This is a genomic window from Paractinoplanes toevensis (assembly GCF_018332695.1).
Classification (GTDB): Bacteria; Actinomycetota; Actinomycetes; order Mycobacteriales; family Micromonosporaceae; genus Actinoplanes; species Actinoplanes toevensis.
On the sequence record NZ_BOQN01000085.1, the window covers coordinates 79,828 to 101,808 of the forward strand.

Consider the following 21,981-nt stretch of genomic DNA (forward strand, 5'->3'; position numbering starts at 1 on the left):
ATCTGTTTGAAACCGTCGCGGGGCCCGCAGTAGGTATGGTTCCGCCATCCTCGACGACATCGATCCGTTCATCGGCTCCGCAGCGACCGACCTGCCCCGCGCGCATGGTCTGGCCGCCACCTGGTGGTGGCCGAAACCGCAGGTGGGCAACACTCACCCGGGGGCCACCTCGCCGTTCGGCATGGTTTCGGCGTGCGCCTACTCCGGTGCCTACCCGACCGGTTACGGGCGGTACGCGAAGAACACCGAGGGCGTGCCGGAGGAGATGTTCGACCGGCACCAGGCGTCCGGGTTCACCCACTTCCAGCAGTCCGGCACCGGCGCGATCCGCAAGTACTACAACTACGTCCGGGTGACCCCGATGGTGCAGCCGCTCGACGCGCTGGGGGAGTCCTGGGAGCTGCACGACGAGGTCGCCGAGGCCGGCTACTACGCGGCCACCCTCGACACCGGCGTGCGCAGCGAGATCACCGTCGGCGCCAAGGTCGCCGTGCACCGCTACACGTTCCCGGAGCACCGCTCCGCGCGGGTCGTGATCGACCTGTCCTGCGGCGGGCTCGCCATCGACCTCGGCCGCACCGTGCCGCTGCGGGCCCAGGTCGAGAGCATGGGGTACGGGCAGGCCCAGGGCACCGTGGTGATGGAGGGCGTGCCGCTGTCGGTCTACATCGAGGCGGACACCCCCGGCTGGCGGCAGATGCTCTGGTACGACCGGCGGCTCATCGACGGCGGCACCCGGCTCGACTTCGACAGCATCCGGCACACCACGCTGCGGCCGTTCGGCATGCTCTTCATGGGCTCGGTCCGGGCCGGCCAGACCGTCGAGATCCGGATGGGCTTCTCGCTGCGCGGCCACGAGCAGGCCCGGCGCAACCTCGAACGGGAGTGCGGCCGGGACAGCGAGCCCGCCTTCAACGTGGTCCGCACCCGCACCCGGGCCCGCTGGCGCGAACACGTCGGCAAGGTCCAGGTCGAGGGCGGCACCACCGCCCGGCGCACGGTCTTCGGCACCGCGCTGTACCACTCGCTGATCAAACCCTGCGTGGCCGACGACGAGAGCCCGTTCTGGCCGAACTCCGGGCCGTACGCGTTCGACGTCTGCACGATGTGGGACATCTACAAGACCCAGCTGCCGCTGCTGGCCGCGATCGCGCCGGAGCGGCACACCGACATCCTCGAATCACTGATCCGGGTGTGCGAGGAGGAGGGCAACTTCCCGATCGGCTACCGGATGGCCCGCGGCGCCGACCGGTTCTTCCGGCAGGCCAGCGCCCTCGCGCACACCGCCCTGGCCGACGCGCACGCGCTCGGCCGGGCCGGCATCGACTGGTCCTGGGCGCTCGTGCACATGGTCGACGACCTGCGCCGGATGTACGGCGAGGACTTCTTCGAGCACGGCGTCGTGCACCCGATCACGCACACCCTCGACCTCGCGTACGCCCATCACTGCACCGCCCGGGTCGCCCGCTCGCTCAACGACCGCCGCCTCGCCGACGACCTGGAACGCCGGGGCCGGCAGTGGGTCAACGCGTTCGACCCGGCCACCGGCCTGCTGCGGGACTCCGAGTTCTACGAGGGCGGCAAGTGGAACTACTCGTTCCGGCTGGTGCACGACATGGCCGCCCGGATCGCGCTGGCCGGCGGCGACGACGCGTTCATCGGCATGCTCGACCGGTTCTTCGGCTACGGCGCCGACCCGGTCAAGCAGCCCGGGCAGACCCCGCAGCCGGCCGAGATGGCGGCCGGTTACGCCCTGCACCGCTTCGAGGGCCTCAACAACGAGCCGGACATGGAGGCGCCCTGGTCGTACCACTGGGCCGGCCGCCCCGACAAGACCGCCGAGATCGTCCAGGCCGCGCTGACCTGGCAGTTCGGCACCGGACCGGGCGGGCTGCCGGGCAACGACGACTCCGGCGGCCTCAGCTCCTGGTATGTGTGGGCGTCCCTGGGCCTGTTCCCGGTGGCCGGCCAGAACCTGTTCCTGATCAACGCCCCCGCCTTCGGCCGTTCCGTGCTGCAGGCCGGTGACAGCGAGTTCGTGATCGAGACCTCCGGACACCGGGAGACCCCGATCGGCGTGGACGGCCTCGACCGTGATCCGCCCGTGCAGTACGTGCAGTCCGCCACCCTCAACGGCGAACCCCTGCACACCACCCACCTGTCCGCCGCCGACGTACACCGGGGCGGCCGGCTGCACCTGAAGCTGGGACCCGAACCCAGCACCTGGGGCCATCAGCTCCGACCCCCGTCCCTCTCTTGACACCCGCCAAGGACCCCCATGAGCCACCCCAGCCGCCGCCTTGTCATCGTGGTCCGGGCCGACCCGGTGATCTGCGGCCACTCCGGTGAAGCCCGAAACCTGGCCGAGGTCGCGCTCACCCGCGGCTTCGACGACGTCCGGCTGCTGACCTGGCCCATTCCGACCCTGGAAGCGGCCGGTCTGCCGCTCAAGCCGCTGGACCGGCTGCTGCCGTACAGCCCGGGCATCACCGTCGAACGGCCCGAGCCGGTCGGCGACTACCGGGTGCCCGACGGCCGCCACCTGGCCGGGCTCACCGGCCGGCTGGTCGAGCTGCTCAGCGAGCCGGTGCCCACCGTCTGCCTGTCGATGTACCTGGTGCCGCACACCACCGTGGTCGTCGACGCGGTCACCGCGGCCCGGGCCGCCGGGTTCGCGCCGCAGGTGCACACCATCGCCAAGGCGGTCGGCTCGGACGTCACCAACGTGATCCGGTCCTGCCTGCGGGAGGGCCGCTTCGGCGCGGCCACCGTGCTGTTCACGACGTTCCTGGCCAACGACGAGCTGGTCGCGGTCTCCGAGTACACACGCGACGAGATCATCGCCTCGGCCGAGGAGGTCGACGCGCACTCCGGCACCACGTTCGCCGAGCAGTGCCGCCGCCGGGTCACGGTCAGCTACCCGCCGATCGACTCGACCGCGTTCGTCGATCCGGAACCGGCCGAGGTCGACGCCGCCCTGGCCCGCCGCGGCCTCGAGCGCGACGGCTACATCCTCTTCCTGTCCCGGGTGGCCCGGGCCAAGGGGATCTACGACCTGGTCATCGCGTACGGGCAGATGCGGTGCCGGGACGACGTGAAACTGGTGATCGCGGGCACCGGGCCGGCCCTGGAGCACGTGCGGGCGATGGCCAAGGAGGACGACCGGATCGTCTTCCTGGCCGACGTCGACGACGAGGAGAAGACGCTGCTCATGCGCGGTTGTGCCGCATACGCGCTGCCGACCAAGCCGGAGCCGGACTTCGTGGAGACGTTCGGCATCGCCCTCGCCGAGAAGATGCTGGCCGGCGGCGGACCGGTGGTCACCACCCTGACCGGCGGCACCGGCGAGGCGGTCGGCGACGCGGCGGTCATCGTCGAGCCGGGCGACATCAACGGGCTCGCCGAGGCCCTCGACCGGGTGATCCTGGAGATGACCCCGCAGGAGAAGGCCGAGCTGGCCCGCCGGGCCCGGGCGAAGGCGATGGAGTTCGACCGGGGTGCCGTTTTCGACAGCCTGTTCCCGCGCACGACCGCCGCCGCCTAGTCTCGTCGGATGCCGCACTATCGCACCTGGTTGAGGCTCGGCCGGCTGTACCCGTTCGTGGTGCTGTCCGTGCTGAGTCTGGCCGGGTGTGTGCTGGCCATCTTCTCGCCGTGGTTCCTGCTGTTTCTGGTGCCGCTGGCGGTCTTCGGCTACATCACCGTGATCCTGCTGGGCAGCGCCTACCGCCTCGGTCCCGGTGGGGCGCAGTGGCGCATCCACGAGACGATCGCCCGCCGCGCGGGCAGCGGGCGGGTGCTGGACGTCGGCTGCGGCAGCGGCAGCCTGTCCATCAAGATCGCCAAGGCGTGGGCCGACGCGACCGTGACCGGCGTCGACTCGTGGGGCCCGAGCTGGCAGTACTCGCGGCAGCTGTGTGAGGACAACGCCCGCGCCGAGGGGGTGAAGGTGACGTTCGTGAAGCAGGACGGCGCCGCCCTCGACTTCCCGGATCACAGCTTCGACGTCGTGGTCAGCTGCATGACCCTGCACGAGATATCCGGCGGGGCGCTCGGCGAGGCGCTGCGGGTGCTGCGACCCGGCGGCCGGTTCGTGTTCGTCGACCCCTTCGCCGACCGCTCGTACTACCCGTCGTTCGCGCCGCCGCCCGGGACCGAGGAGTTCACCCCGCTCGCCGAGCAGGTCACGCTGCCGTTCCCGCTGCGGCACCCCAGGGTCCTCGGCCGCACCATGCTTCTCAGCGGGACAAAACCGGCCTGAGTGACGTCCGCCGCTGACCTGTGTCACCGGCCGGTTCGGCGCCTACGGTGGGCTCATGCTGGAGTTGCTCGGTGCGGTGGACCGGTTCGGCTACGCCGGCATATCCACCATCGTCTTCATCGAGAGCTTCGGCATCCCGGCGCCGGGCGAGACCGCGATCATCGCGGGCGCGGCCTACGCCGGCCGCGGCCACCTCAACATCTTCGTGGTCGCGGTGACGGCCTTCCTCGCCGCCGCCGTCGGCGACAGCGTCGGTTACTGGATCGGGCGGCGCGGCGGCCGGCCGTTGCTCCTGCGCTTCGGACGGTACGTTCGCCTGACGCCGCCCCGGCTCGACCGCGTCGAGTCGTTCATGTCCCGGCACGGCCCCAAGATGGTGGTGGTCGCCCGGTTCGTGGAGGGGCTGCGGCAGTTCAACGGCGTGGTCGCGGGCTCGACCCAGATGCCGTTCGGCCGGTTCGTGGTCTGGAACGTCCTGGGCGCGGCGGTCTGGGTGGGCTGCTGGTCCACCGCCGGCTACTTCGCCGGCGACCACCTGGAGGAGATCGCCGCGACGGTCAGCCGCTACCTCGTGGTCGCGATCGCTCTGGCGGCGACGGTGCTCCTCGCGTACCTCTGGCGCAAGCGACGCAGCCGGCGGCGGACCGCCGGGAGCTAGAGATCTTTTCGGGTTCCCGCCATTCCAGAAAGAACGGGACCCCGGCCCGGCCTGCCTCGAAGCGGAGGGCGGGACGCTTTCGCGCGGAAGATCAAACCTTTGCCGTACGCGCCGAAGCACTCCCGTGGCACGCGGTCCCGGCCGGTGCAACTAACCCTCCGCGCGCCCGCTGCGGGCGGGCCCGGCCCAAGCTCGCAACCCCGGCCCGCCCCCACCGGCCAGGACGAACAGTCGCGGGCGACAAGCCGTGCTTCCCGGTGCTGTCGACGAGATCCCAGCGGTCATCGTGCTCCCGCAGGGTGGTTGTTGCTCTCGGATACTGAGTTGTCGTCCCGCATTCCGGGCCGGTCCCGCCTGATTGGCAGCGCTTCCACACCGTGGGCCGCCCGCGGTCAGAAGAACACGACATACCGCTTATGTCCGACCACGACGGCCCGGCCAGGCGCGACCTAGTGGACTTAGCGTGCGGACAGAGCAGCAACTTCACAAGATCTGCGATGCCGGGGCGCCACGACGGGGCATTGACCCGTCACGACGGGCCGAATATGTATAAAACGCCATCCGAGCAGAGCGGCGCGGCGTATGGGTGAGCAGCGCAGGGTGTCGCCGCGCGGGAGCTGGTTGCGTGTGTCGTTGCGCGAGAGTCGCGGCACGTGCTGGTGTGGCACGGTGCTTGCGGGGTGGCGGCGGTCGGGGGATGTTGCGGTTGGCGACGGTGTCTTCCGTACCGGAAAGTGGGTTTGATTCTCGCGACCCTGACCACAAAGGTGTCCAGCGACGCAGCCGGCGGCGGACCGCCGGGAGCTAGCGACGCCGGGCGGCGATCTTCGCCCGGACCCGGGCCATCCGGATCGCCTCCTTGAGGGTGTGCACGTCGTAGGCGCCGTAGTGGCGCTGCCCGTTGATGAAGAAGGTCGGGGTGCCGGAGACGCCGCTGAGGTCGGCCGACTCCACGTCCTCGACGATCCGGCCGGAGTCGCCGGCCGCCATCATGTCGGTGTGGAAGCGGTCCTCGTCGAGGCCCAGCTGCCGGGCGTAACCGAGCAGGTCCATGATCCGGAGCCGGTCCTGGTGGGCCAGGAGGAGGTCGTGCATCTCCCAGAACTTGTCCTGGCAGGCGGCGGCCTCGGCGGCCTGGGCGGCCATCTGGGCCTGCGGGTGCACGTCGGTCAGGGGCAGGTTGCGCCACACGAACCGCAGGTCGTCGTCGGTCAGCACCTCGCGGACGATCGGTTCGGCCCGGCCGCAGTACGGGCACTGGAAGTCGCCGTACTCGACCAGCGTCACCGACGCGTCGGCCGGGCCGCGCACGTGGTCGCGTTCCTCGTCGACCTCGGGGATCAGGTCGGTCAGCTGGTCGGCGTCGCCGAGCAGGGCGACCGCCCGTTTCGCCTTCGGCAGCATGAACGTGATCCGGAACTCGGTCCAGGTCAGCACGCTGGCGACGGCGGCCGCGGCGAGCACGCCGAGCTTCGCCTCGGCCAGCAGCGGCCCCTCGAACGCGAGCGCCGCGATCAGGAACGACACGGTGAAGCCGATCCCCGCGATGGTGCCGGTGCCCAGCACCGACGCCCAGCCCACGGCGGGCCGGATCCGGCCCCGGCTCAGCCAGGTGATCAGGGCGGAGACCCCGGTGACGGCGATCGGCTTGCCCAGCACGTACGCGAGGAAGATGCCGATCGTCACCGGGGAGGTGATCGCCCGGCGCAGGAAGTGCGCGTCGATGGCGATGCCCGCGTTGGCGATGCCGAACAGCGGCACGATCAGGTAGCTGCTCCACCCCTGGTAGGTGCGCTGCAACCGGTCGTTGGGGGAGAGGGTCTGGACCAGGCTGACCCGGGCGAACCGGGCCAGTTCGGCGGTGGGCTGTTCGCGGAACGAGCGGAACACGTCGCTGGCCTGCTCGAGATCGCCACGGGCCGGGGTGTAGGCGGCCGCGGTCAGGCCGAGCGCGAGGCCGGAGACGACCGGGTCGATGCCGCTGGCCAGCATCGCACCCCAGATGGCGATGCCGAACGGAACGTACGCGTAGCCGGTGCGCACCTTGAGCCGGGCCATCACCAGGGTGGCCGCGAACAGCACGATCGCCACGACCAGGGGCATCGGCTTGATCTCGTCGGTGTAGGCCACCGCGATCACGATCAGCGCCACCAGGTCGTCGACCACCGACACGGTGACCAGGAAAAGCCGCGCCTGGTCCGGGACCCGCTTGCCGACCAGGGCGAGCAGGCCGAGGGCCAGGGCGGTGTCGGTGGACATCGCCACACCCCAGCCGGCCGAGCCGGCACCGCCGTGGTTGACCGCCAGGAAGATGGAGACCGGCAGGATCATGCCGGTGATGCCGGCCGCCGCCGGGAGGATGAACCGGCGCCGGTCGCGCAGATCGCCCAGGTCGAACTCGCGGCGCGCCTCCAGGCCGACGACCAGGAAGAACAGGGTCATCAGGCCGCTGTTGATCCACTCCCGGAGGGTGAGCTCGACGCTCATGTCGCCGAGGTGGATCGACAGGTCGGTGTGCCAGAACCTCTCGTACGAGCCGTCGGCCACGTTCGCCCAGACCATCGCGACGACGATGGCGGCCAGCAGCACCCCGGCACTGCCGGCCTCGGTGCGCAGAAAGGCGCGCAGCGGGGTGGCTACGCGGCGGGTCCAGGCGGTACTGCCTTGCAGGGTGTCGCTCACGGCGTACACCCAAGCACGTGAACGTTAAAGCTTGCGCCTCCCCCCGGCGTGACTTTGTCTGGGAGCGCTCCCAAAATCTTGCTCAGATATATGGACGTCACTGTAGTGGCCGTCGTAGCCTACGGACCTCAACCCGTTTCCAGGAGGTTTCGTCATGCGCCGTGCCGTGCTCGTGCTGATGGTCGGCGGTGCGCTGAGCACCATGGCGGCCTGTGGCACCGCCGCCGGGCAAACCCCCGGTGGGGCGCAGGCCGCGTCCGCGCCCGGTGGTGCCGCGCTGCCGTCCGCGCTCGCCGAGACGAAGGAATCCTGCGAGGCGCTGGGTCAGGCGTACACCAAGAATGTCGGTCCTTTCGCCGAGTCGCTCAGCAAGATGGTGGCGGGTCCGGCCACCGCCACCCAGAAGGACGCCCAGCAGAAGCTGGGTGCGCTCGCCACCGCCGTGCGCACCGCCACCGCGGACAGCACCGACGCGCAGATCAAGGCGGACGGCAAGCAGACCGCCGACAGCCTGCAGAAGAAGGCGTCCGACGCCGCGTTCTTCCGGGGCATCAAGACCACCGACGACGTCAACAAGGTCCTCGGCCCCACGCTCAAGGAATGGCTGTCGCCGGTCACCCACCACTGTTCGTGAGCACGGCGACGGCCGGTTCGTGCAGGCTGCCGAGCCAGACCTGACCGGCGTGCTCCCGCACGCCGGTCACCATGTGGAAACGCTCGGTCGCCAGGCTGAGGTCCCTTTTCACCAGACCATCATTTCCGTACGCCTGGACGCGCACCGTACGTTTCGGGGCCGGCTGCAGTTTCGCCGGAATGCGGGTCACCTGCCGGCGTAACCAGAGCGGTCCGCGCTGCAGCCACTCGACCACCGGATCACGCGGGCTGGCGACGGTCACCCAGATGAGCCCGTCGCTGCCGGTGGAGATGTTGTCCGGGTAACCCGGCAGATCGTCCTGGAAGATCTCGGTGGTGCCGGTGCCCACCCGGTACCGCATCAGCCGGCGGGCGGCGGTCTCGGCCACCACCACGAACGACTCGTCCGCGGCCAGCGCCACCCCGTTGGCGAACGCGAGCCCGTCCACGAGCACCGTCACCTCGCCGTCCGGCGTGCGGCGCAGCAGCCGCCCGGTGCGGGTCAGCTCCACCACCTCGGCCTTCCAGCGGTCGATCGGATGAACCGTCGACGAGTCCGAGAAATAGATCGTGCCATCCCGCGCCACCGCCGCGTTGTTGCAGAACCGCATGCGGTGCCCGCCGACCGTGTCGACCAGCGTCTCGACCTCACCGCCCGGCCCGACGGCGAGCAGCCCGAGACGGGCGTCGCAGACGAGCAGCCGCCCGTCCGGCATAAGCTCCAGCCCGAGCGGCCGCCCACCGGTGCCCGCCACCTTGCCGATCCCCGAACTCACCGGGTCGATCCACCAGATGGTGCCGTCCTCGGTGCCGGTGAGGACACGACCCTCGTACGGCCCGCCGGTGGCCACGACGACGTCCTCGGCACCGTAACTGGGCAGCGGAATGACTCGCAGGTCCATCCGGTATTCATACCCGCCCATGTTGAGTACGGCGACTCACGCAGCGGCCGTCGGCCGATTCATAGGTTGATGCCCATGACCTCGACGATGAATCTCGACCGTCCGATCACGACCCCCGACGCCCGCGGCCGGCACCGCCGCCGGCGGCGGTGGCTGGTCGGCCTGACCGCCACGGCAGCGGCCGCGGCCACCACGGCGGCGACCTTCGGGGCGTACGTGCTGAGCCACGCCGGCAACGAACCCCTTCCCGCGGGCGCGCACGCGGTGCAGGTCTACACCGTCGACGACGCGATCAGCACGGTCGTCCCGGCCACCGACCGTCCCGGCACGATCGGCCGCTTCATCGGCATGTGCGACGCCGACAGCTACTACATCGAGGTGAACGGCACCGGCCTGTGCGCGGTGCTGAACGGTTCGCTGGGCACCGTCCAGGCCACCGGCACCGCCGCCGGCGTCGAACTGAACGCCACCGAGGCGGCCAAGGTCCGCGACCTGGTAAAACGCGCGGACGGCGACGGCCCGGACCCGGCCACCCGCGTCCTGCTCGGCTACGACGACGGCTGGGCCGGCCTGGTCCAGGTAGCCGACCTGTACGGCACCACCCCGGTAACCGGCACCGCCGTCGGCTGATTTTGCTCGGCTAGTGATCATGGCGTCTAGGGTTTCCGTCATGGCGGCGAGCGGTGATGTGGCAGAGATCGAAGCTTTGGCAGGTCACAAACTGGTCCGGATGAGGGTGGCGGCTGCGGCGCATCCGAACGCCGGCACCGCTGTGCTGGCCGGATTGGCCGCGGATTCCTCGAAGAACGTCCGCCGCACTGTGGCGGCTCGGCCCGATACCCCACCGGAGGCGTTGCAAGCGCTGGCGGCCGACTCCGACCGCGCCACCCGCGAGGCAATCGCCGGTAACGTTGCCACACCCCCGGATGTCCTGATCGCGTTACTGACTGACAGCACGTTCGAGGTCCGCTGGGCGGCGACCATGAACCCCGCCGCCGACCAGCGCGTGCAGCGTGCGGTGTGCGCATCGGCTGGCCAGGACCATCGTTTCGTGCTTGCGCAGAAGGAGGGCTTGCCCGCCGAGATCACCCTGCTGCTGGCCCGGGATCCGGCCAAACAGGTTCGCGGGATCCTGGCCGAACGGATCGGCGATCCCGCCGTGCTGCGAACCCTGCTCGATGACCCGGAGCCCGATGTGCGGGCGGCGGCGGCTCAAAACGCAGGTACCACCGCCGAGCAACGCCGGCAGTTGGTTCACGATCCGGCCCAACGGGTGCGAGCTGCCGTCGTTCACGCCATGGCCGATCACGGCTGGGATCTCCCGGAGGAAGACCTGCTCCTGCTCGCACGGGACCGCTCGGTCAACGTCCGCTACTGGGTGGCCACGCTGCCCGGATCCACCCGGCCGGTATACGAGATCCTGGCCCAGGATCCCGACGACATGACCGCCGCGGCCGCCCGGCAGTGGCTGATGGTTGCCGACCAACTCACCCACCCGGAAAACAGCGCTGCTCAGATACTTCGCGACATAGCCGTCCAGGGCCACTTCGCCAACCCCGCACAGCTCGGCCGGCCCACCCCGAAACTCGATGAGGCCGGCCTGCAAGAACTCACGGACCGCATGCGCAACCCATCCGGGCCTTCGCGGAGCGGTCCGCCCTGCTGACTCAAACCTGCCTGGCCGATGCTTCGAGCCGGACACTTGGTTACCGTGACCTGATGCGGCGCGACGCCACGACGACCTTCGCCGGGCTGACCTATGACGAAGTGGGCGCCACCCGGGCCGAGTCGTTGCCCGCCGGTTACGGCCACGTACTCCGTGATGTCAGCCTCGGAGCCGGGCCGGAACTCTTCGAACGGGCCGTTGCCGCGCTGTTCGACTGGCGCATGCACCAGGAGGCCGGGCTCACCGTCCTCACCGCCGGCGGCAAACCGGCACCGGGGATCGACGTAGTGCTCCGCGCGGGCTGGCGATGGGCGCACCTCACCATTCCGTGCCGAGTCGTCTACACCGTCGACGAGCCCGATCGCCGCGGATTCGCCTACGGAACCCTGCCCGGCCACCCGGAGCAGGGCGAGGAAGCCTTCATGATCGTGAAGACCGGCACCGGCGATGTGCGATTCCAGATCCGTGCGTTCAGCCGCCCCGCAGCGCTGCTCGCACGGGCCGGCGGACCGTTCAGCCGCATGATCCAGCAGTACGCCACCGACTGCTACGTCAGGGCTGTTCGGCGACTCGCCCGGAGTTCCGATCCCACGACAGCAACTCCGTAACGCGCCGCCGCATCATCCTGACCTTGATCATCTCGTGCGACGCCCGGTCGCGCCGTGCCGGCGCTCAGTGCAGCTACCGCACCGGCGAAGAGCCGCACCTGATCACCTACTCTTTGATCATGGACGTGGTGGGCCAAGGCGATCTTCGGGCCGGGCTTCGCAGCGCTTTTGCCTGGCGGGGAGACCAAGGCGATCAGTACGCCGATCTCACCGGCTGGTGGCGTGACGCCAGGCTTTTGCGCCGACTCGGACCGGCATTGGCCCAGCTGTTCCCAGAAGCCGCCCCGACCGTAGTGCTCGGCCCGGACTCGCGAGGCTCTCTCATCGGCCCCCTGGTCGCCCTGCATCTCGGGGTCGGCTTCGTGGAGGTACGGAAGGATCGGACGCCGGCGAACCGTCCGGGCGATGGTCGACAGCATCGGTGCCACCTGGACCGGGTTCGCCTGCATCGTGGACGCGCTCGACAACTCACAGATGCGGCGAGAGCTGCGTCTACGCTCTCTGCTCCATCTCAGAGACCTATAACCCACAGAATGCAGTCGTGCCTGGAGCTCCTGGGCTGACGCCCGCACGGTGACTTGCGGGCTGTGTCGTTCTGGCTTGTCGCCTAGACAGCGGTGTTGGCGTGCTGTTCCTTCGGGAAGTGCGGGCGCAGGTCGGCGGCGAGGACGCGGTCGAGCACCCGGTCGGAGAGGATGCGGGCCAGGCGGGTGAGGACCGCCGCGTCGCGGCCGATGGTGTAGCGGGTGCGCGGCCGATGAGTCGTCGCGGCATCGGCGATGATGCGGCCGGCCGCCTCGGCGGAAACTCCCGACGCGGTGAACGAGGTGGCGTGGTTGATGATCGCCTGCAGCAGCGGGCCGTATCGGGCGCGGGCGGCCGGCGACAGCGCGGCGAGGGTTTCGGTGGCTCGTTCGACGCCCTGGCCGGTCATCTCGGTGCGCACGCCGCCGGGCTCGACGACCACCACCTGCACGCCGTGCGGGGCGAGCTCGCGTCGGAGGGCGTCGCTCATCGCTTCCATGGCGAACTTCGCTCCCGCGTACGCTCCGTAGGTCGGCATCGCGATCCGGCCGCCGACGGAGCTGATGTTCACCACCCGGCCGGAGCTGGCGTGCAGTGCGGGCAGGACGGCCTTGGTGACCGCGACGTGCCCGAAGAAGTTGACCTCGAACTGGTGCCGCCACTCCGCCATCGCGAGCAGCTCGACCGGGGCGTTGATGGCGATGCCGGCGTTGTTGATCACGGCCCGCAACGGCCGCCCGGCCGGGTCACCGGCTATGCGGGCGGCGACCGCCTCGATCTGGGCCGGGTCGGTGATGTCGAGGATGACCGGCTCCAGGTTGGTGGCGCGCAGCGCGTCGGCGTCGGATTCGCGCCGGACACCGGCGAGCACGTGGTAGCCGCGCCGGGCCAGCTCGCGGGCGGTGGCGGCGCCCATGCCGGTGGAGGCTCCGCTGATCAGGACCAGTTCTTCATGTGACGTTGTCATATGAAGTACGTTAGCGACTCGTGTGACAATGTCAAGTGAGTCGGCTGACATTGTCAGGTAGATTGTCGGTGTGGTCAGCAGAATGGAAAGTGCGGCGGCGACTCGCCGCACGGTGCTCGACGCCGCGGCCGAGCTGCTCGCCGAGGGCGGCCCCGACGCGGTGACCCTGCGTGCGGTGAGCGCCCGTGCCGGGGTGTCCCGCGGCGCGCCGTACGGGCATTTCCCGGACAAGGAGCACCTGCTCGCCGCGGTCGCGGCGGAGAGCTGGGTGACGTTGGGCGACCAGCTCGACGACCTGATCGCCGACGAGCGCCCGTCCCCGGCCGAGCGCCTCGAGCGGGCCCTGTCCGTACTCCTGGAGGTCGGCCGGCGGCGCCCGCACACGTACGCGTTGATGTTCTCCGCACCGAACGACGAGCACCCGGGCGCGCTGGCCGCGGTGTCGCGCACGAACGATCAGTTCCTCGCCATCGTCGCGGACGTCATCGGCGACCCGCAGCGGGCCAGGCCGATCGGCGCGCTGCTGATGTCCAGCGTGCACGGCATCGTCGCGATGGAGAACAGCGGTCAGCTCACCGTCGAGAAGTGGCAGGTGACCGGCGATGAACTGCTCAAAATGCTGATCGACCGGATCGCCTAGATCCACAATCGATCCCGGTCGGAACCGAGCGGTCCGCACACCCGTCAGAGCGCTATGCGATGGAGATCATGGTTGCCGCTTGCCGCGTCGGTAGTGACAGCCGCTGCCGGGGCCGGACTGACGTGGGAAAGCAATCCGTTGGGTGGCGAGCGCAGCGGGCTGCTCGTGATGTTCGGCGATCGAGCCTCGGCGCTACCCGTCCTGATCCTCGTCGGCGCGCTGCTGCTGACGATCGCCGCTGTCGTGGCCACCATGAGGTTCCCCCGGAGAAAGTACGCGCGGGCGGCGATCCTCGGCGCTCTGACCACGCTGGGCATGGTCGGTTGGTACGGCATCCGGATTACCGGCGAGCGGGTACGCGCCATCGGCATGGACAGCGCCGGAAACCTGATCGAGCCGGAGGCGGCCAGCCACCTTGGCATCGGCTGGTACCTGACCGCTACCGCGCTCCTGACAACGGTGGTGCTCGCGATCGGCCTCACCCGCACCCACTCCTTCCGCGTCCGTGGCGACACCTGACGACGGTCCTCGCGCGGTGCGTTTCCTTGGCCGGTCTTCCGTCACTTCCTCGACGCCGTTTCTGCCAACGGCGACATCGTCGAGGAACAGGTCTATCGCCGTACTACGCACCCACGCCGGAGCCGATGATCACGAAGGTGGCGCCGGTCCGGTCGCTGCGGGCCTCGCCCGCCGACGGCAGGCGCAACATGGTGAGCGCGACCTCGCGTGGCCACCACCGGGTCGGCTCCCGCCAGGTGCACTCGACGATCGTGGCCTCGGGGTTGTCGGCGCAGTCGCCGACCTGCTCCCAGTGATCGAGCTGGGTAGCGACGACCTTTTGTGCCTGCATCCAAGGCGAGCCGGGTGGCATCGCATAGCTGCGCACCGTCGCCCTTCCGCGATCGTTGCGCAGCCGGCGGGCGATGATGGCGGCGCGGTCGCCGACATCCCGTTCGTACTTCGGGGTGCGGAAGGACGGCGCGGTTGCTCCCGCGGGCGGAGAGATCGAATGCGCGACGCCGGCGGCTTTCCATCGCAGTAGAGCTATCGCCGCCAGGGCGATGACGACAACCAGCACAAGCCCCGCCACAGCAAAGCCCAGACGCCGTCGACCGATCCGCACAGCCGGAGTCTAGGCAGCACACGCCATCCCCCGCGCCGGCCGGGTCCCGGCGTTCAATCACGGCCGCGATGAGTGGAACGGCCGAGGAGGTGCCACACCAGCAGCGCGAGCACGGCCAGGACGACTCCGCCGCAACAACTGGCGGCCGCTAAGGGATTGAGCCAGCTAATGACTCCGTCGTAGCGAGCCGTGAAAGCCGCGAACCCGAACCAGCCGAGATCGCCCCGGCCGCCCAGGGCAGAGGACGCTCCCGTTCAGCAGGCGCCCGCGAAGAACGAGACGGTGACCCGGGTCGGTGGCTTGCCGGGCTCGGTCACGGTCAGCGGCACGCAGCGGCGGCCGGGCACGTGGAAGCCGCCGATGTAGGCGGTGTCGGCGTCGGCGCAGGCGTGGAAGGTCACGGCCGGGGCCGGCGAATAGCCCCAGCCCTGCCCGTACCTGAGAATGGCCTCGCCGTCCGCGGCGGACACCGTGACCACCTTTCCCGCCCGGACCACCGGGCCGATCTTGTGGTTGCCGTCCGGGCTTGCCGGGTCGGTGCTCGCCCAGGTCAGCAGGCCCGGCCAGCTGATCGATCCGATCGTCAGGTCGTCCGCGCCGGGGGCGAAGGTGGTCAGCACGTGCGCCTCGCCCTGGGTGCATTCGATGTCGCGCGCCGGCCCGATGGAGGCGGCCGATGCCGTACCGGCCGGCGTCGGCGTGTCCTTCTCGCCGCCGGACGAGCACGCCGCCAACGAAGCACCCGTCATGATCAGGAAGAGGCAGAGGCGAGCCGGCATCCGGTGATCGTCGCACGGGTGCCGTGGGCCGCGCCGTTCACGTAGGTTCGCCGCATGGCCGATCATGTGTTTCCGCGGGTTGACGTCGAGACCCGGCGGCTTCGTCTGCGGTCGTTCGCGGCGTCGGATGCCGGCGACGTGCACGCGGCTTGGCAGGATGAGCAGTTCATGCGTACCGCCCCGGTCGGCTATCCCTATGCCGGCGCCGACCTGGCGACCGCAGCCGAGTGGTGTAACGGCACGGAGAAGCGGCGCCAGGACGGCCTCGGCGCGGAGCTGGCGGTGGAGCCGCGCGGCGGTGGGCGCCTGCTGGGCCATGTGGCGCTGTTCAGTGTCCGGTGGTCGTTGCGGATCGCCGAGATCCACTACTGGACGGCACCGTGGGCGCGCGGCCACGGCTACGCCGGGGAGGCGGCCCGGGCGGTCGCCGAGTGGGCCCTGCGGGACGTGGCCTTCGAGCGGATCAGTTTGCAGGCCGACGTGCACAACACCGCGTCGCGCCGGGTGGCCGACGCGGCCGGCTTTCACTTCGAGGGGGTGCAGCGCAGCGTCGTCCCGGCCCGCGACGGCAGCCGCATGGACCTGGCCGTCTACAGCCTGATCCGGGCGGATCTCCGGCCTTCGCCGGTCTGAGCGCGGCGCGGGCGGATCGCCTAAAGAGCGATTGCCGCGATTGCCGCCAGCTTGCGGTCGGGGCGGTCGGTGTCGCGCTGGGTTCGCTGCACCTCGGTGAAACCGGCGGTGGCCAGCTGCCGGGACATCTCGTCGACCGGCCAGCGGTAGGCGGTGACGACCCGGTGGTCGAACGGTTCGACCCGGTCGCCGTCGAAGAAACCGATGACCAGGGCTCCGCCCGGTGCCAGGGCCCGCCGGAACTCGGCCAGCACGCCGCCCAGATCGGCCGGTGGCCGGTGGATCAGCGAATACCAGGCCAGGATGCCGGTGACCGAGTGGTCGGGGACGCCGAGGTCGTCCATCGAGCCCAGCCGGAAGGAAATGCCGGGGTGGTTCGCCTCGGCGTGTGCGATGAACTCGGGAACCATGTCGATGCCGCTCGCGTCGACGCCGCGCGACCGGAGGTAACCGGTGTAGTGGCCCGGCCCGCAGCCCGCGTCGAGAACCGTGCCGGACAGGTGCCGGTCGATGATGTCCATGTCGTCGGGATGGCCCTGCCAGTCCCGGTACAGGTCGATGTACAGCGTCGAGGCGGACGAATACGCGTCCCGCACGTGTTCCGAACTCACCGCGTGACTGTAGACAACGCCGGGCCCGGGGTGTGCCGGGCCCGGCGGGGGAGCGTCTATCTCCAGGTGTCGCTCACCGACGTGGTGCAGGACGAGCCGGTGGTCAGCGTGCGGTTCGCGCCGGACTCCCACGTCACCGCGGAACCGTTCTTCTTGACGTACTTGTATTCGATCGTGGTGTTGGGTGGCAGGTTCACCGTGCCGGTCCAGACGGGGTAGGAGGCCGACGACAGGGCCACCCCGCCGGACGTGTTCCAGTTGCCGAGGGCGGCCTGGTTGCCGAGCACGTAGACGTTCTCGCCCCACACCGTGGTGGCGTTGACGCCGAAGGAGACGGCGACCGTCGTGCACGCGCCGGGGGAGGTGGTGGCGCCGCCGGCGGTGCGGGCGTTGATGTGCAGGGCCAGCATGCTGTTCGCGGCCACCGTCGCGGTGAAGGTGCCCGACGAGCCGACCGTGTAGCTGGTTCCGCTGCACGTCCCGTTGCTGAAGTCGCCGTTCGCGACGTCGCAGTAGGTGCCGGCTGGCAGCGACGTCTGGAACGTACGGTTCAGCGAAGCGCCCCGGTTGAAGACCGCGTAGGCGTTCGAGCCCCGGCCGAACGCGGCCTGGTTGCCGCCGTTGGACCACCAGTTGGTCAGCGACGTCCCGGCGGCCGCGTTGTGGAACGCGACCATGTTGGCGGTGGTGCGCCAGCGGTGCTCGCAGGCCCAGCCGGACGAGCAGTTGACCGCGCTGGTGGTGCCGTTGGACGCGGTCGGCGGGCCGGCGTCGGCGTCGGAGAACGTGAACGACGACATCACCGCGGGCGTGCCGTACGGATAGGCCAGCATGAACGCCTCGGCCAGCGCGTAGGTCGTACCGTCCTTGTAGGTCAGCTTGGCCCGCCCGTTGCGCTGGGTGTCGTGGTTGTCGATGAAGGCGACGCCGTCGCCGGAGGCGACGAGCATCTGGCTTCCCACCGAGGACAGCCCGGACAGGTTGCCGTCGCGGAAGGCGTTGCCGACCACGTCGCCGTAGCGGAATTCGGTCACGTCGCCGAGCCCGGTGTACTCGGTCGGGCTGACCTCACCCGACCCGCCCTCGATCGTCTCCTGGTAGATGTACGGCGTACCGCTGAGTGCGCCGTAGATCGCGGAGAGGTCGGACGCGGGGATGTGCTTGGCCGCGTCGACCCGGAAGCCGTCGACCCCGAGCGAGATCAGGTCGTTGAGGAACCCGACGATCTTGCTGCGCACGTAGGACGACTCGGTGGCCAGGTCGGACAGGTCGACCAACTCGCAGTTCTGCACCTCCCACCGGTCGGCCCAGTTGACGATGTCGTCGTTGCCGTTCTTGCCGCAGTGGTGGAAGTCGTTGTTGCCGTATGCGACCGCCGGGTACGAGTAGTGACTGTAGGTGTTCCCGTTGGTGCCGGTGCCGTTCGAGGCTCCGCCCGCCATGTGGTTGATGACCGCGTCGACGTAGATTTTCACGCCGGCCGCGTGGCAGGTGGAGACCATCGACGCGAAGGCCGCCCGGTCACCGCGCCGGGAGACCAGCTGATAGCTGACCGGCTGGTAGTCCTGCCACCACGGGTAACCGGAGGACGGCAACACGACGTGTTCCTGCGGCGGCGACACCTGTACCCCGCCGAACCCCTTCGGCCCGAGCACGTTGGTGCACTCGGAGGCGATCGACGCCCACGGCCATTCGAACAGGTGTACGATGACGTCTCGGGCGCCCGGATTGGCGTCGGCCTTCGCGTCGGCGTTATGCGGCCGCCCGATCGCGACCAGTGCGGTAGCCAGCATCAGCAACATCACGCCAGGTATGACCCAGCGCCGGGTGGTTCGTGTCATCGGGCACCTCCGTGGGGACCGCCGGTCGGGGACCGGATAGGGGACGGGACAGTCGCGGGACCGGCGGCGCGGACGCCGCCAGACCTGCGATGGGGGAGAAAGGACGATAGGCGGGTGGCTGCGGAAGAACAAAGGTCAACGGCAACGGACGAGGAGCCGGGCGTACGGGCGGGAGCTCAGCGAAGGTACGGCCCATCGGTGCCCACCTTCCCGGGCGCCGGGTTGCCGGGCAGGGCGAGCACGTACACCCGCATGTCGCCCTTGACGCTGACCGATGCGGTCAGCGTCCCGTTCGTGACGGTCTTGACGTCACCGGATACGGCGTCGGTGTACGTGCCGTTCGGAATCTTGCTGAAGGTGGCACTGGTGGACACCGTGACGAGCGCGAAGCTGTCCACCGACCCGGACGTGTAGCGGCGCTTGTAGGCGATGTTCCCGCCGACGCCCTCGGTCGAATACTGCCCCATCTGCAGGGCGGGGATGGCCCGGCGGATCTGGTTGAGCCGCTGCAGGTGCTTGACCAGCGGCTGGGCCAGCGTGGTGGCGACCGCCCCGCTAGCGCTCGACACCACGCCGTAGTCGGCGGCGGCGACCGTGCCGTCGACCCTGTCGCCGTAGTAGGCGCGGCCGGTCGTGGCGAGCGGGCAGGAGGCCCCGCAGTCGATCTGCTTGCCGGCCTGGAACTCGATCTCCGACCCGTAGTAGAGGGTCGGGATGCCGCGGAACGTCCACATCATCGACATGTTCTCGGCCCACGCGTCGGTGCCGCCGGAGTAGCGGAACGACGACTTGTTCGGCCCGTAGTCGTGCGAGTCGACATACACCGCGTTGTAGGTCGCGTCGTTCACCGAGTCGTCCGAGTCCTTGCCGTTGTAGAAGGCGTTGGACGCGTCCGAGAAATTCATGTGCATCCGCATGTCGATGATGTTCATGCCGGAGAACTGGCTGTGGTCGGGTGCGTGGTAGGTGTTGCCGTTCAGGAACGCGTTGCTGCTGGTCGGCTGATTGCCCGTACCCAAATTGTTCTCGTAGTCGAATTGTTCGAGGGCGGCCGTGGCGTCGTCGTCGGAGTAGGTCTTCCGCTCCTTCCAGGTGAAGAACTGCGACGAGTGGTTGACCGACCCGCGGTTCCACTTGTCGTTGACGAACGCGGCGACCTCACCGAAGACGTAGAAGTCCTGGGCCTTCGTGGCGCCGTACTTCTGGATCAGATGTTGTTGCATGGCCGGCAGGAAGCGCCGGTTCCAGGTGACCCGCGGGATGTGCACGGCGGTGTCGATCCGGAATCCGTCGACGCCCATGTCGATGTACTTGTTGTACGCGTCGATCAGGTATTTCTGGACCACCGGGTTCTCGGTGTTGAAGTCGGCGAGGTCCTCGTGCAGCCAGCACGATCGCGCGTCCTCACCTTCCCAGTTGCCGATCCAGCACTGGTGGTAGAGCGTCGACGGGAACATCCCCGAGGTCGGCGACGGCCATTGGCAGTTGTGAATGGCGTACCCCTGCGGGTTGTACTGCCCGGTGAGCGTGCCCCAGTTGCGGCAGGTGTTGCCGGCCGGTTCGGTGGTGCTCCACAGGTCGCCGTTGTAGGCACGGCCCTGGGCCATCTGATTCTGCGCGGCGGTCACCGTCGGATCAGTGCCGTGGAACTCGGCCATCGGGTCATAGGACCGACCGTCGGCCTTGGTCGAATACATCCAGTCCCACGGTCCGTCCTTGGCGCCCCACGCCTTTGGCACGAACAGCCCGTTCGCACCCCACCGGGAACTGTGGTTGTAGACCACGTCCTGGAAGATTTTCAGGCCCTTGGCGTGCGCCTTTTCGATCAGATCCGGATAGGTCGAGCCCGGCGATTCGAGCCGGGTGTCGACGCGGTAGAAATCCCAGCCGTGGTAACCGTGGTAGTCGTAATCCGACCGGTTCAGCACGACCGGGGTGATCCACAGCGCCGAGAAGCCGAGCCCCTTGATGTAGTCGAGCTTGTCGATCAGGCCCTTGAAATCGCCGCGGAACATCGGGTCGTGGCCGGCCGCGTTCCCGCTCGTGAGGTCCTGGCTGCCACCCCGGTCGTTGGAGGTGTCGCCGTCGTAGAACCGGGCGGTCATCGCGAAATAGATGCTTTCCTTGCGCGGGTCCCCGCCGAGCATGGACCCGCCGGCCGCCTGCGGCGGCGCGTCCCCGGTGGTGACGGAGACGGTCGCGCTGGGCGCGGAAAGGTTCCCGGCGGCATCAACGGCCCGGACAACATAGGTGTACGCCGTCCGCGCGGCGAGCGAGCCGTCGATGTACGAGGCATAGCCGCTGGTCAGAACCGTGCTCCCGGAACGGGTGATCTGGTAGCCGGTGACCCCGCGGTCATCGGTGGAGGCGGTCCAGCCGAGCGTCACGGTGACATGGTCGACGGTGGCGGTCAGCGCGCCCGGCGCGGTCGGCGCGGTGGTGTCGGCCGGCACCGCGGTGCACGGGTCGGTGGCATCGGCGGTGACCACGCCGCCGGCCACCCTGGAGGTGCCCGCGGTGAGGCCGTAGTTGCGCCCGGAGTTGTTGTCCCAGGTGCCGCTGCCGTTGTTGAACGTGGCCGCGAGCGTCGTCGCCGCACCCAGCACGACGGTCCTCTTCACCCAGCCGGTGCAGGCGGCCTCGTTCATGGCGACCCCCGGCACGGTCGTCCAGGCCTCACCGGTCGGCGCGTAGTGCAGATAGGTGCTGTTCCACGCGGACGACGGCTGGTAGAAGACGGTGGCCGTGTTGTCCCCGGCCGGCTGGTCGACCACGGTGCCGGAGCACGGGTCGGTCGCGGTGACCACGCCACCGGTGATCGTGACGATCCCGGTGCCGACGCTGTAGTTGCGCCCCGAGTTGTTGTCCCAGGTGCCGGAGCCGTCGGTGAAGGCGGCCTGCATGCCGCCGGCGGTGCCGAGGTCTTTCGTGTACCAGCCGGCGCACGATGCGGCGCTCATGGCCACGCCGGGCACGGCGGTCCACGATCCGCCGCTCGGCGCGTAGTGGATGTTGACGCTGCTCCAGGCCGACGACGGCCGGTAGAAGACCTGCACGGTGTTGGCCGAGGCCGCGAAGGCCGGCGCGACCAGCAGGGGAACGGCGACCAGCGCCGCGACGAGCCACCAGGGACGCTTTGTGGACACGGGGACTCCTCCAACGACCTCAGGGGGCGTTTCGATCGAAGGATTGACGCGGGGCCGAAGAGCGCGAGACTCGTGCCACCACGCGTCGGAGCCGGTGACACGGGCGTAACCCCACGTTCATATTGACGAGGACCGTAGCAACACCTTGCATGCTTTGGAAGAGATTTCAGAAATGTTGCAAGGCTGCGCTTAGAAGTCCATCGATCGGCCGGGGATGCGGAACGTGAGCGCCTCGCGCACCTCTGGTTGCTCGCCGGGTCGCGGCGCGCTGTACACAACTGCGGCCGGGCGTCCCGGCCTCGGGCG

At 69.5% G+C, this 21,981-nt stretch carries 19 protein-coding genes; 11 read left to right on the forward strand and 8 right to left on the reverse strand.

Annotated elements, in window-relative coordinates:
- Window positions 1-70 precede the first annotated feature (70 nt).
- The 4 genes from Ato02nite_RS32660 to Ato02nite_RS32675 are packed head-to-tail and all read left to right on the forward strand — an operon-like array spanning window position 71 to window position 4,919.
- Complete coding sequence (locus Ato02nite_RS32660) at window positions 71-2,260, forward strand: GH92 family glycosyl hydrolase (protein ID WP_213010543.1); 2,190 nt, start codon at window positions 71-73, stop codon at window positions 2,258-2,260.
- 18 nt (window positions 2,261-2,278) lie between these two features.
- A complete protein-coding gene (locus Ato02nite_RS32665; protein ID WP_213010526.1) occupies window positions 2,279-3,544 on the forward strand; it encodes a glycosyltransferase in 1,266 nt (421 codons plus the stop codon).
- Window positions 3,545-3,553: 9 nt separating this feature from the next.
- On the forward strand, window positions 3,554-4,261 hold the full coding sequence (locus tag Ato02nite_RS32670) for a class I SAM-dependent methyltransferase (RefSeq protein WP_213010527.1): 708 nt from the start codon (window positions 3,554-3,556) through the stop codon (window positions 4,259-4,261).
- A 55-nt stretch (window positions 4,262-4,316) separates the two neighbouring features.
- The gene (locus Ato02nite_RS32675) at window positions 4,317-4,919 is read left to right on the forward strand and encodes a DedA family protein (RefSeq protein WP_246607695.1); all 603 of its coding nucleotides are present in this window, start codon (window positions 4,317-4,319) and stop codon (window positions 4,917-4,919) included.
- Window positions 4,920-5,723: 804 nt separating this feature from the next.
- On the opposite strand, the gene nhaA is transcribed toward Ato02nite_RS32675, so the two are convergent.
- The gene (nhaA, locus tag Ato02nite_RS32680) at window positions 5,724-7,601 is read right to left on the reverse strand and encodes a Na+/H+ antiporter NhaA (protein WP_246607697.1); all 1,878 of its coding nucleotides are present in this window, start codon (window positions 7,599-7,601) and stop codon (window positions 5,724-5,726) included.
- A 154-nt stretch (window positions 7,602-7,755) separates the two neighbouring features.
- Between nhaA and Ato02nite_RS32685 the strand changes: the two genes are divergently transcribed.
- Window positions 7,756-8,235: a hypothetical protein gene (locus tag Ato02nite_RS32685; RefSeq protein ID WP_213010528.1), complete on the forward strand. Its 480-nt coding sequence runs from the start codon at window positions 7,756-7,758 to the stop codon at window positions 8,233-8,235.
- Here Ato02nite_RS32685 and Ato02nite_RS32690 read toward each other — a convergent pair.
- Entirely contained in the window at window positions 8,216-9,136 is a 921-nt protein-coding gene (locus Ato02nite_RS32690) for an SMP-30/gluconolactonase/LRE family protein (protein WP_246607699.1), read from the reverse strand. The genes Ato02nite_RS32685 and Ato02nite_RS32690 overlap by 20 nt on opposite strands.
- 75 nt (window positions 9,137-9,211) lie before the next feature.
- Between Ato02nite_RS32690 and Ato02nite_RS32695 the strand changes: the two genes are divergently transcribed.
- The 3 genes from Ato02nite_RS32695 to Ato02nite_RS32705 are packed head-to-tail and all read left to right on the forward strand — an operon-like array spanning window position 9,212 to window position 11,410.
- On the forward strand, window positions 9,212-9,766 hold the full coding sequence (locus Ato02nite_RS32695) for a hypothetical protein (protein ID WP_213010530.1): 555 nt from the start codon (window positions 9,212-9,214) through the stop codon (window positions 9,764-9,766).
- A 40-nt stretch (window positions 9,767-9,806) separates the two neighbouring features.
- The gene (locus Ato02nite_RS32700; RefSeq protein WP_213010531.1) at window positions 9,807-10,802 is read left to right on the forward strand and encodes a hypothetical protein; all 996 of its coding nucleotides are present in this window, start codon (window positions 9,807-9,809) and stop codon (window positions 10,800-10,802) included.
- Window positions 10,803-10,855: 53 nt separating this feature from the next.
- Complete coding sequence (locus tag Ato02nite_RS32705; protein ID WP_213010532.1) at window positions 10,856-11,410, forward strand: DUF1990 domain-containing protein; 555 nt, start codon at window positions 10,856-10,858, stop codon at window positions 11,408-11,410.
- A 607-nt stretch (window positions 11,411-12,017) separates the two neighbouring features.
- Here the strand turns inward: Ato02nite_RS32705 and Ato02nite_RS32710 are convergent.
- Window positions 12,018-12,902, reverse strand: a complete 885-nt coding sequence (locus tag Ato02nite_RS32710; protein WP_213010533.1) for an SDR family oxidoreductase — start codon at window positions 12,900-12,902, stop codon at window positions 12,018-12,020.
- A 70-nt stretch (window positions 12,903-12,972) separates the two neighbouring features.
- Between Ato02nite_RS32710 and Ato02nite_RS32715 the strand changes: the two genes are divergently transcribed.
- The gene (locus Ato02nite_RS32715) at window positions 12,973-13,542 is read left to right on the forward strand and encodes a TetR/AcrR family transcriptional regulator (protein WP_246607701.1); all 570 of its coding nucleotides are present in this window, start codon (window positions 12,973-12,975) and stop codon (window positions 13,540-13,542) included.
- A gap of 72 nt (window positions 13,543-13,614) precedes the next feature.
- Window positions 13,615-14,061, forward strand: coding sequence for a hypothetical protein (locus Ato02nite_RS32720; protein ID WP_213010534.1), 447 nt, complete (start codon window positions 13,615-13,617; stop codon window positions 14,059-14,061).
- 103 nt (window positions 14,062-14,164) lie between these two features.
- Here Ato02nite_RS32720 and Ato02nite_RS32725 read toward each other — a convergent pair whose 3' ends face one another.
- A complete protein-coding gene (locus Ato02nite_RS32725) occupies window positions 14,165-14,620 on the reverse strand; it encodes a hypothetical protein (RefSeq protein ID WP_213010535.1) in 456 nt (151 codons plus the stop codon).
- Window positions 14,621-14,919: 299 nt separating this feature from the next.
- A complete protein-coding gene (locus Ato02nite_RS32730) occupies window positions 14,920-15,444 on the reverse strand; it encodes a hypothetical protein (RefSeq protein ID WP_213010536.1) in 525 nt (174 codons plus the stop codon).
- A 54-nt stretch (window positions 15,445-15,498) separates the two neighbouring features.
- On the opposite strand from Ato02nite_RS32730, the gene Ato02nite_RS32735 reads away from it, so the two are divergent.
- Entirely contained in the window at window positions 15,499-16,077 is a 579-nt protein-coding gene (locus Ato02nite_RS32735) for a GNAT family N-acetyltransferase (protein WP_213010537.1), read from the forward strand.
- A gap of 20 nt (window positions 16,078-16,097) precedes the next feature.
- Here Ato02nite_RS32735 and Ato02nite_RS32740 read toward each other — a convergent pair whose 3' ends face one another.
- The 3 genes from Ato02nite_RS32740 to Ato02nite_RS32750 all read right to left on the reverse strand — a co-directional run bounded on the left by Ato02nite_RS32740 (window position 16,098) and on the right by Ato02nite_RS32750 (window position 21,675).
- Complete coding sequence (locus tag Ato02nite_RS32740) at window positions 16,098-16,688, reverse strand: class I SAM-dependent methyltransferase (RefSeq protein ID WP_246607703.1); 591 nt, start codon at window positions 16,686-16,688, stop codon at window positions 16,098-16,100.
- A gap of 56 nt (window positions 16,689-16,744) precedes the next feature.
- A complete protein-coding gene (locus Ato02nite_RS32745) occupies window positions 16,745-18,529 on the reverse strand; it encodes a carbohydrate-binding module family 20 domain-containing protein (protein ID WP_213010538.1) in 1,785 nt (594 codons plus the stop codon).
- Window positions 18,530-18,705: 176 nt separating this feature from the next.
- Window positions 18,706-21,675, reverse strand: a complete 2,970-nt coding sequence (locus Ato02nite_RS32750; RefSeq protein WP_213010539.1) for a carbohydrate binding domain-containing protein — start codon at window positions 21,673-21,675, stop codon at window positions 18,706-18,708.
- Window positions 21,676-21,981: the final 306 nt, after the last annotated feature.

Bases quoted from the DNA above. Each gene is read 5' to 3' on its own strand.
- Ato02nite_RS32665 (WP_213010526.1), top strand. From the start codon at position 2,279: ATGAGCCACCCCAGCCGCCGCCTTGTCATCGTGGTCCGGGCCGACCCG.
- Ato02nite_RS32675 (WP_246607695.1), top strand. From the start codon at position 4,317: ATGCTGGAGTTGCTCGGTGCGGTGGACCGGTTCGGCTACGCCGGCATA.
- Ato02nite_RS32670 (WP_213010527.1), top strand. From the start codon at position 3,554: ATGCCGCACTATCGCACCTGGTTGAGGCTCGGCCGGCTGTACCCGTTC.
- Ato02nite_RS32710 (WP_213010533.1), bottom strand. From the start codon at position 12,902: ATGACAACGTCACATGAAGAACTGGTCCTGATCAGCGGAGCCTCCACC.
- Ato02nite_RS32695 (WP_213010530.1), top strand. From the start codon at position 9,212: ATGACCTCGACGATGAATCTCGACCGTCCGATCACGACCCCCGACGCC.
- Ato02nite_RS32685 (WP_213010528.1), top strand. From the start codon at position 7,756: ATGCGCCGTGCCGTGCTCGTGCTGATGGTCGGCGGTGCGCTGAGCACC.
- Ato02nite_RS32690 (WP_246607699.1), bottom strand. From the start codon at position 9,136: ATGGACCTGCGAGTCATTCCGCTGCCCAGTTACGGTGCCGAGGACGTC.
- Ato02nite_RS32700 (WP_213010531.1), top strand. From the start codon at position 9,807: ATGGCGGCGAGCGGTGATGTGGCAGAGATCGAAGCTTTGGCAGGTCAC.
- Ato02nite_RS32730 (WP_213010536.1), bottom strand. From the start codon at position 15,444: ATGCCGGCTCGCCTCTGCCTCTTCCTGATCATGACGGGTGCTTCGTTG.
- Ato02nite_RS32705 (WP_213010532.1), top strand. From the start codon at position 10,856: ATGCGGCGCGACGCCACGACGACCTTCGCCGGGCTGACCTATGACGAA.
- Ato02nite_RS32745 (WP_213010538.1), bottom strand. From the start codon at position 18,529: ATGACACGAACCACCCGGCGCTGGGTCATACCTGGCGTGATGTTGCTG.
- Ato02nite_RS32735 (WP_213010537.1), top strand. From the start codon at position 15,499: ATGGCCGATCATGTGTTTCCGCGGGTTGACGTCGAGACCCGGCGGCTT.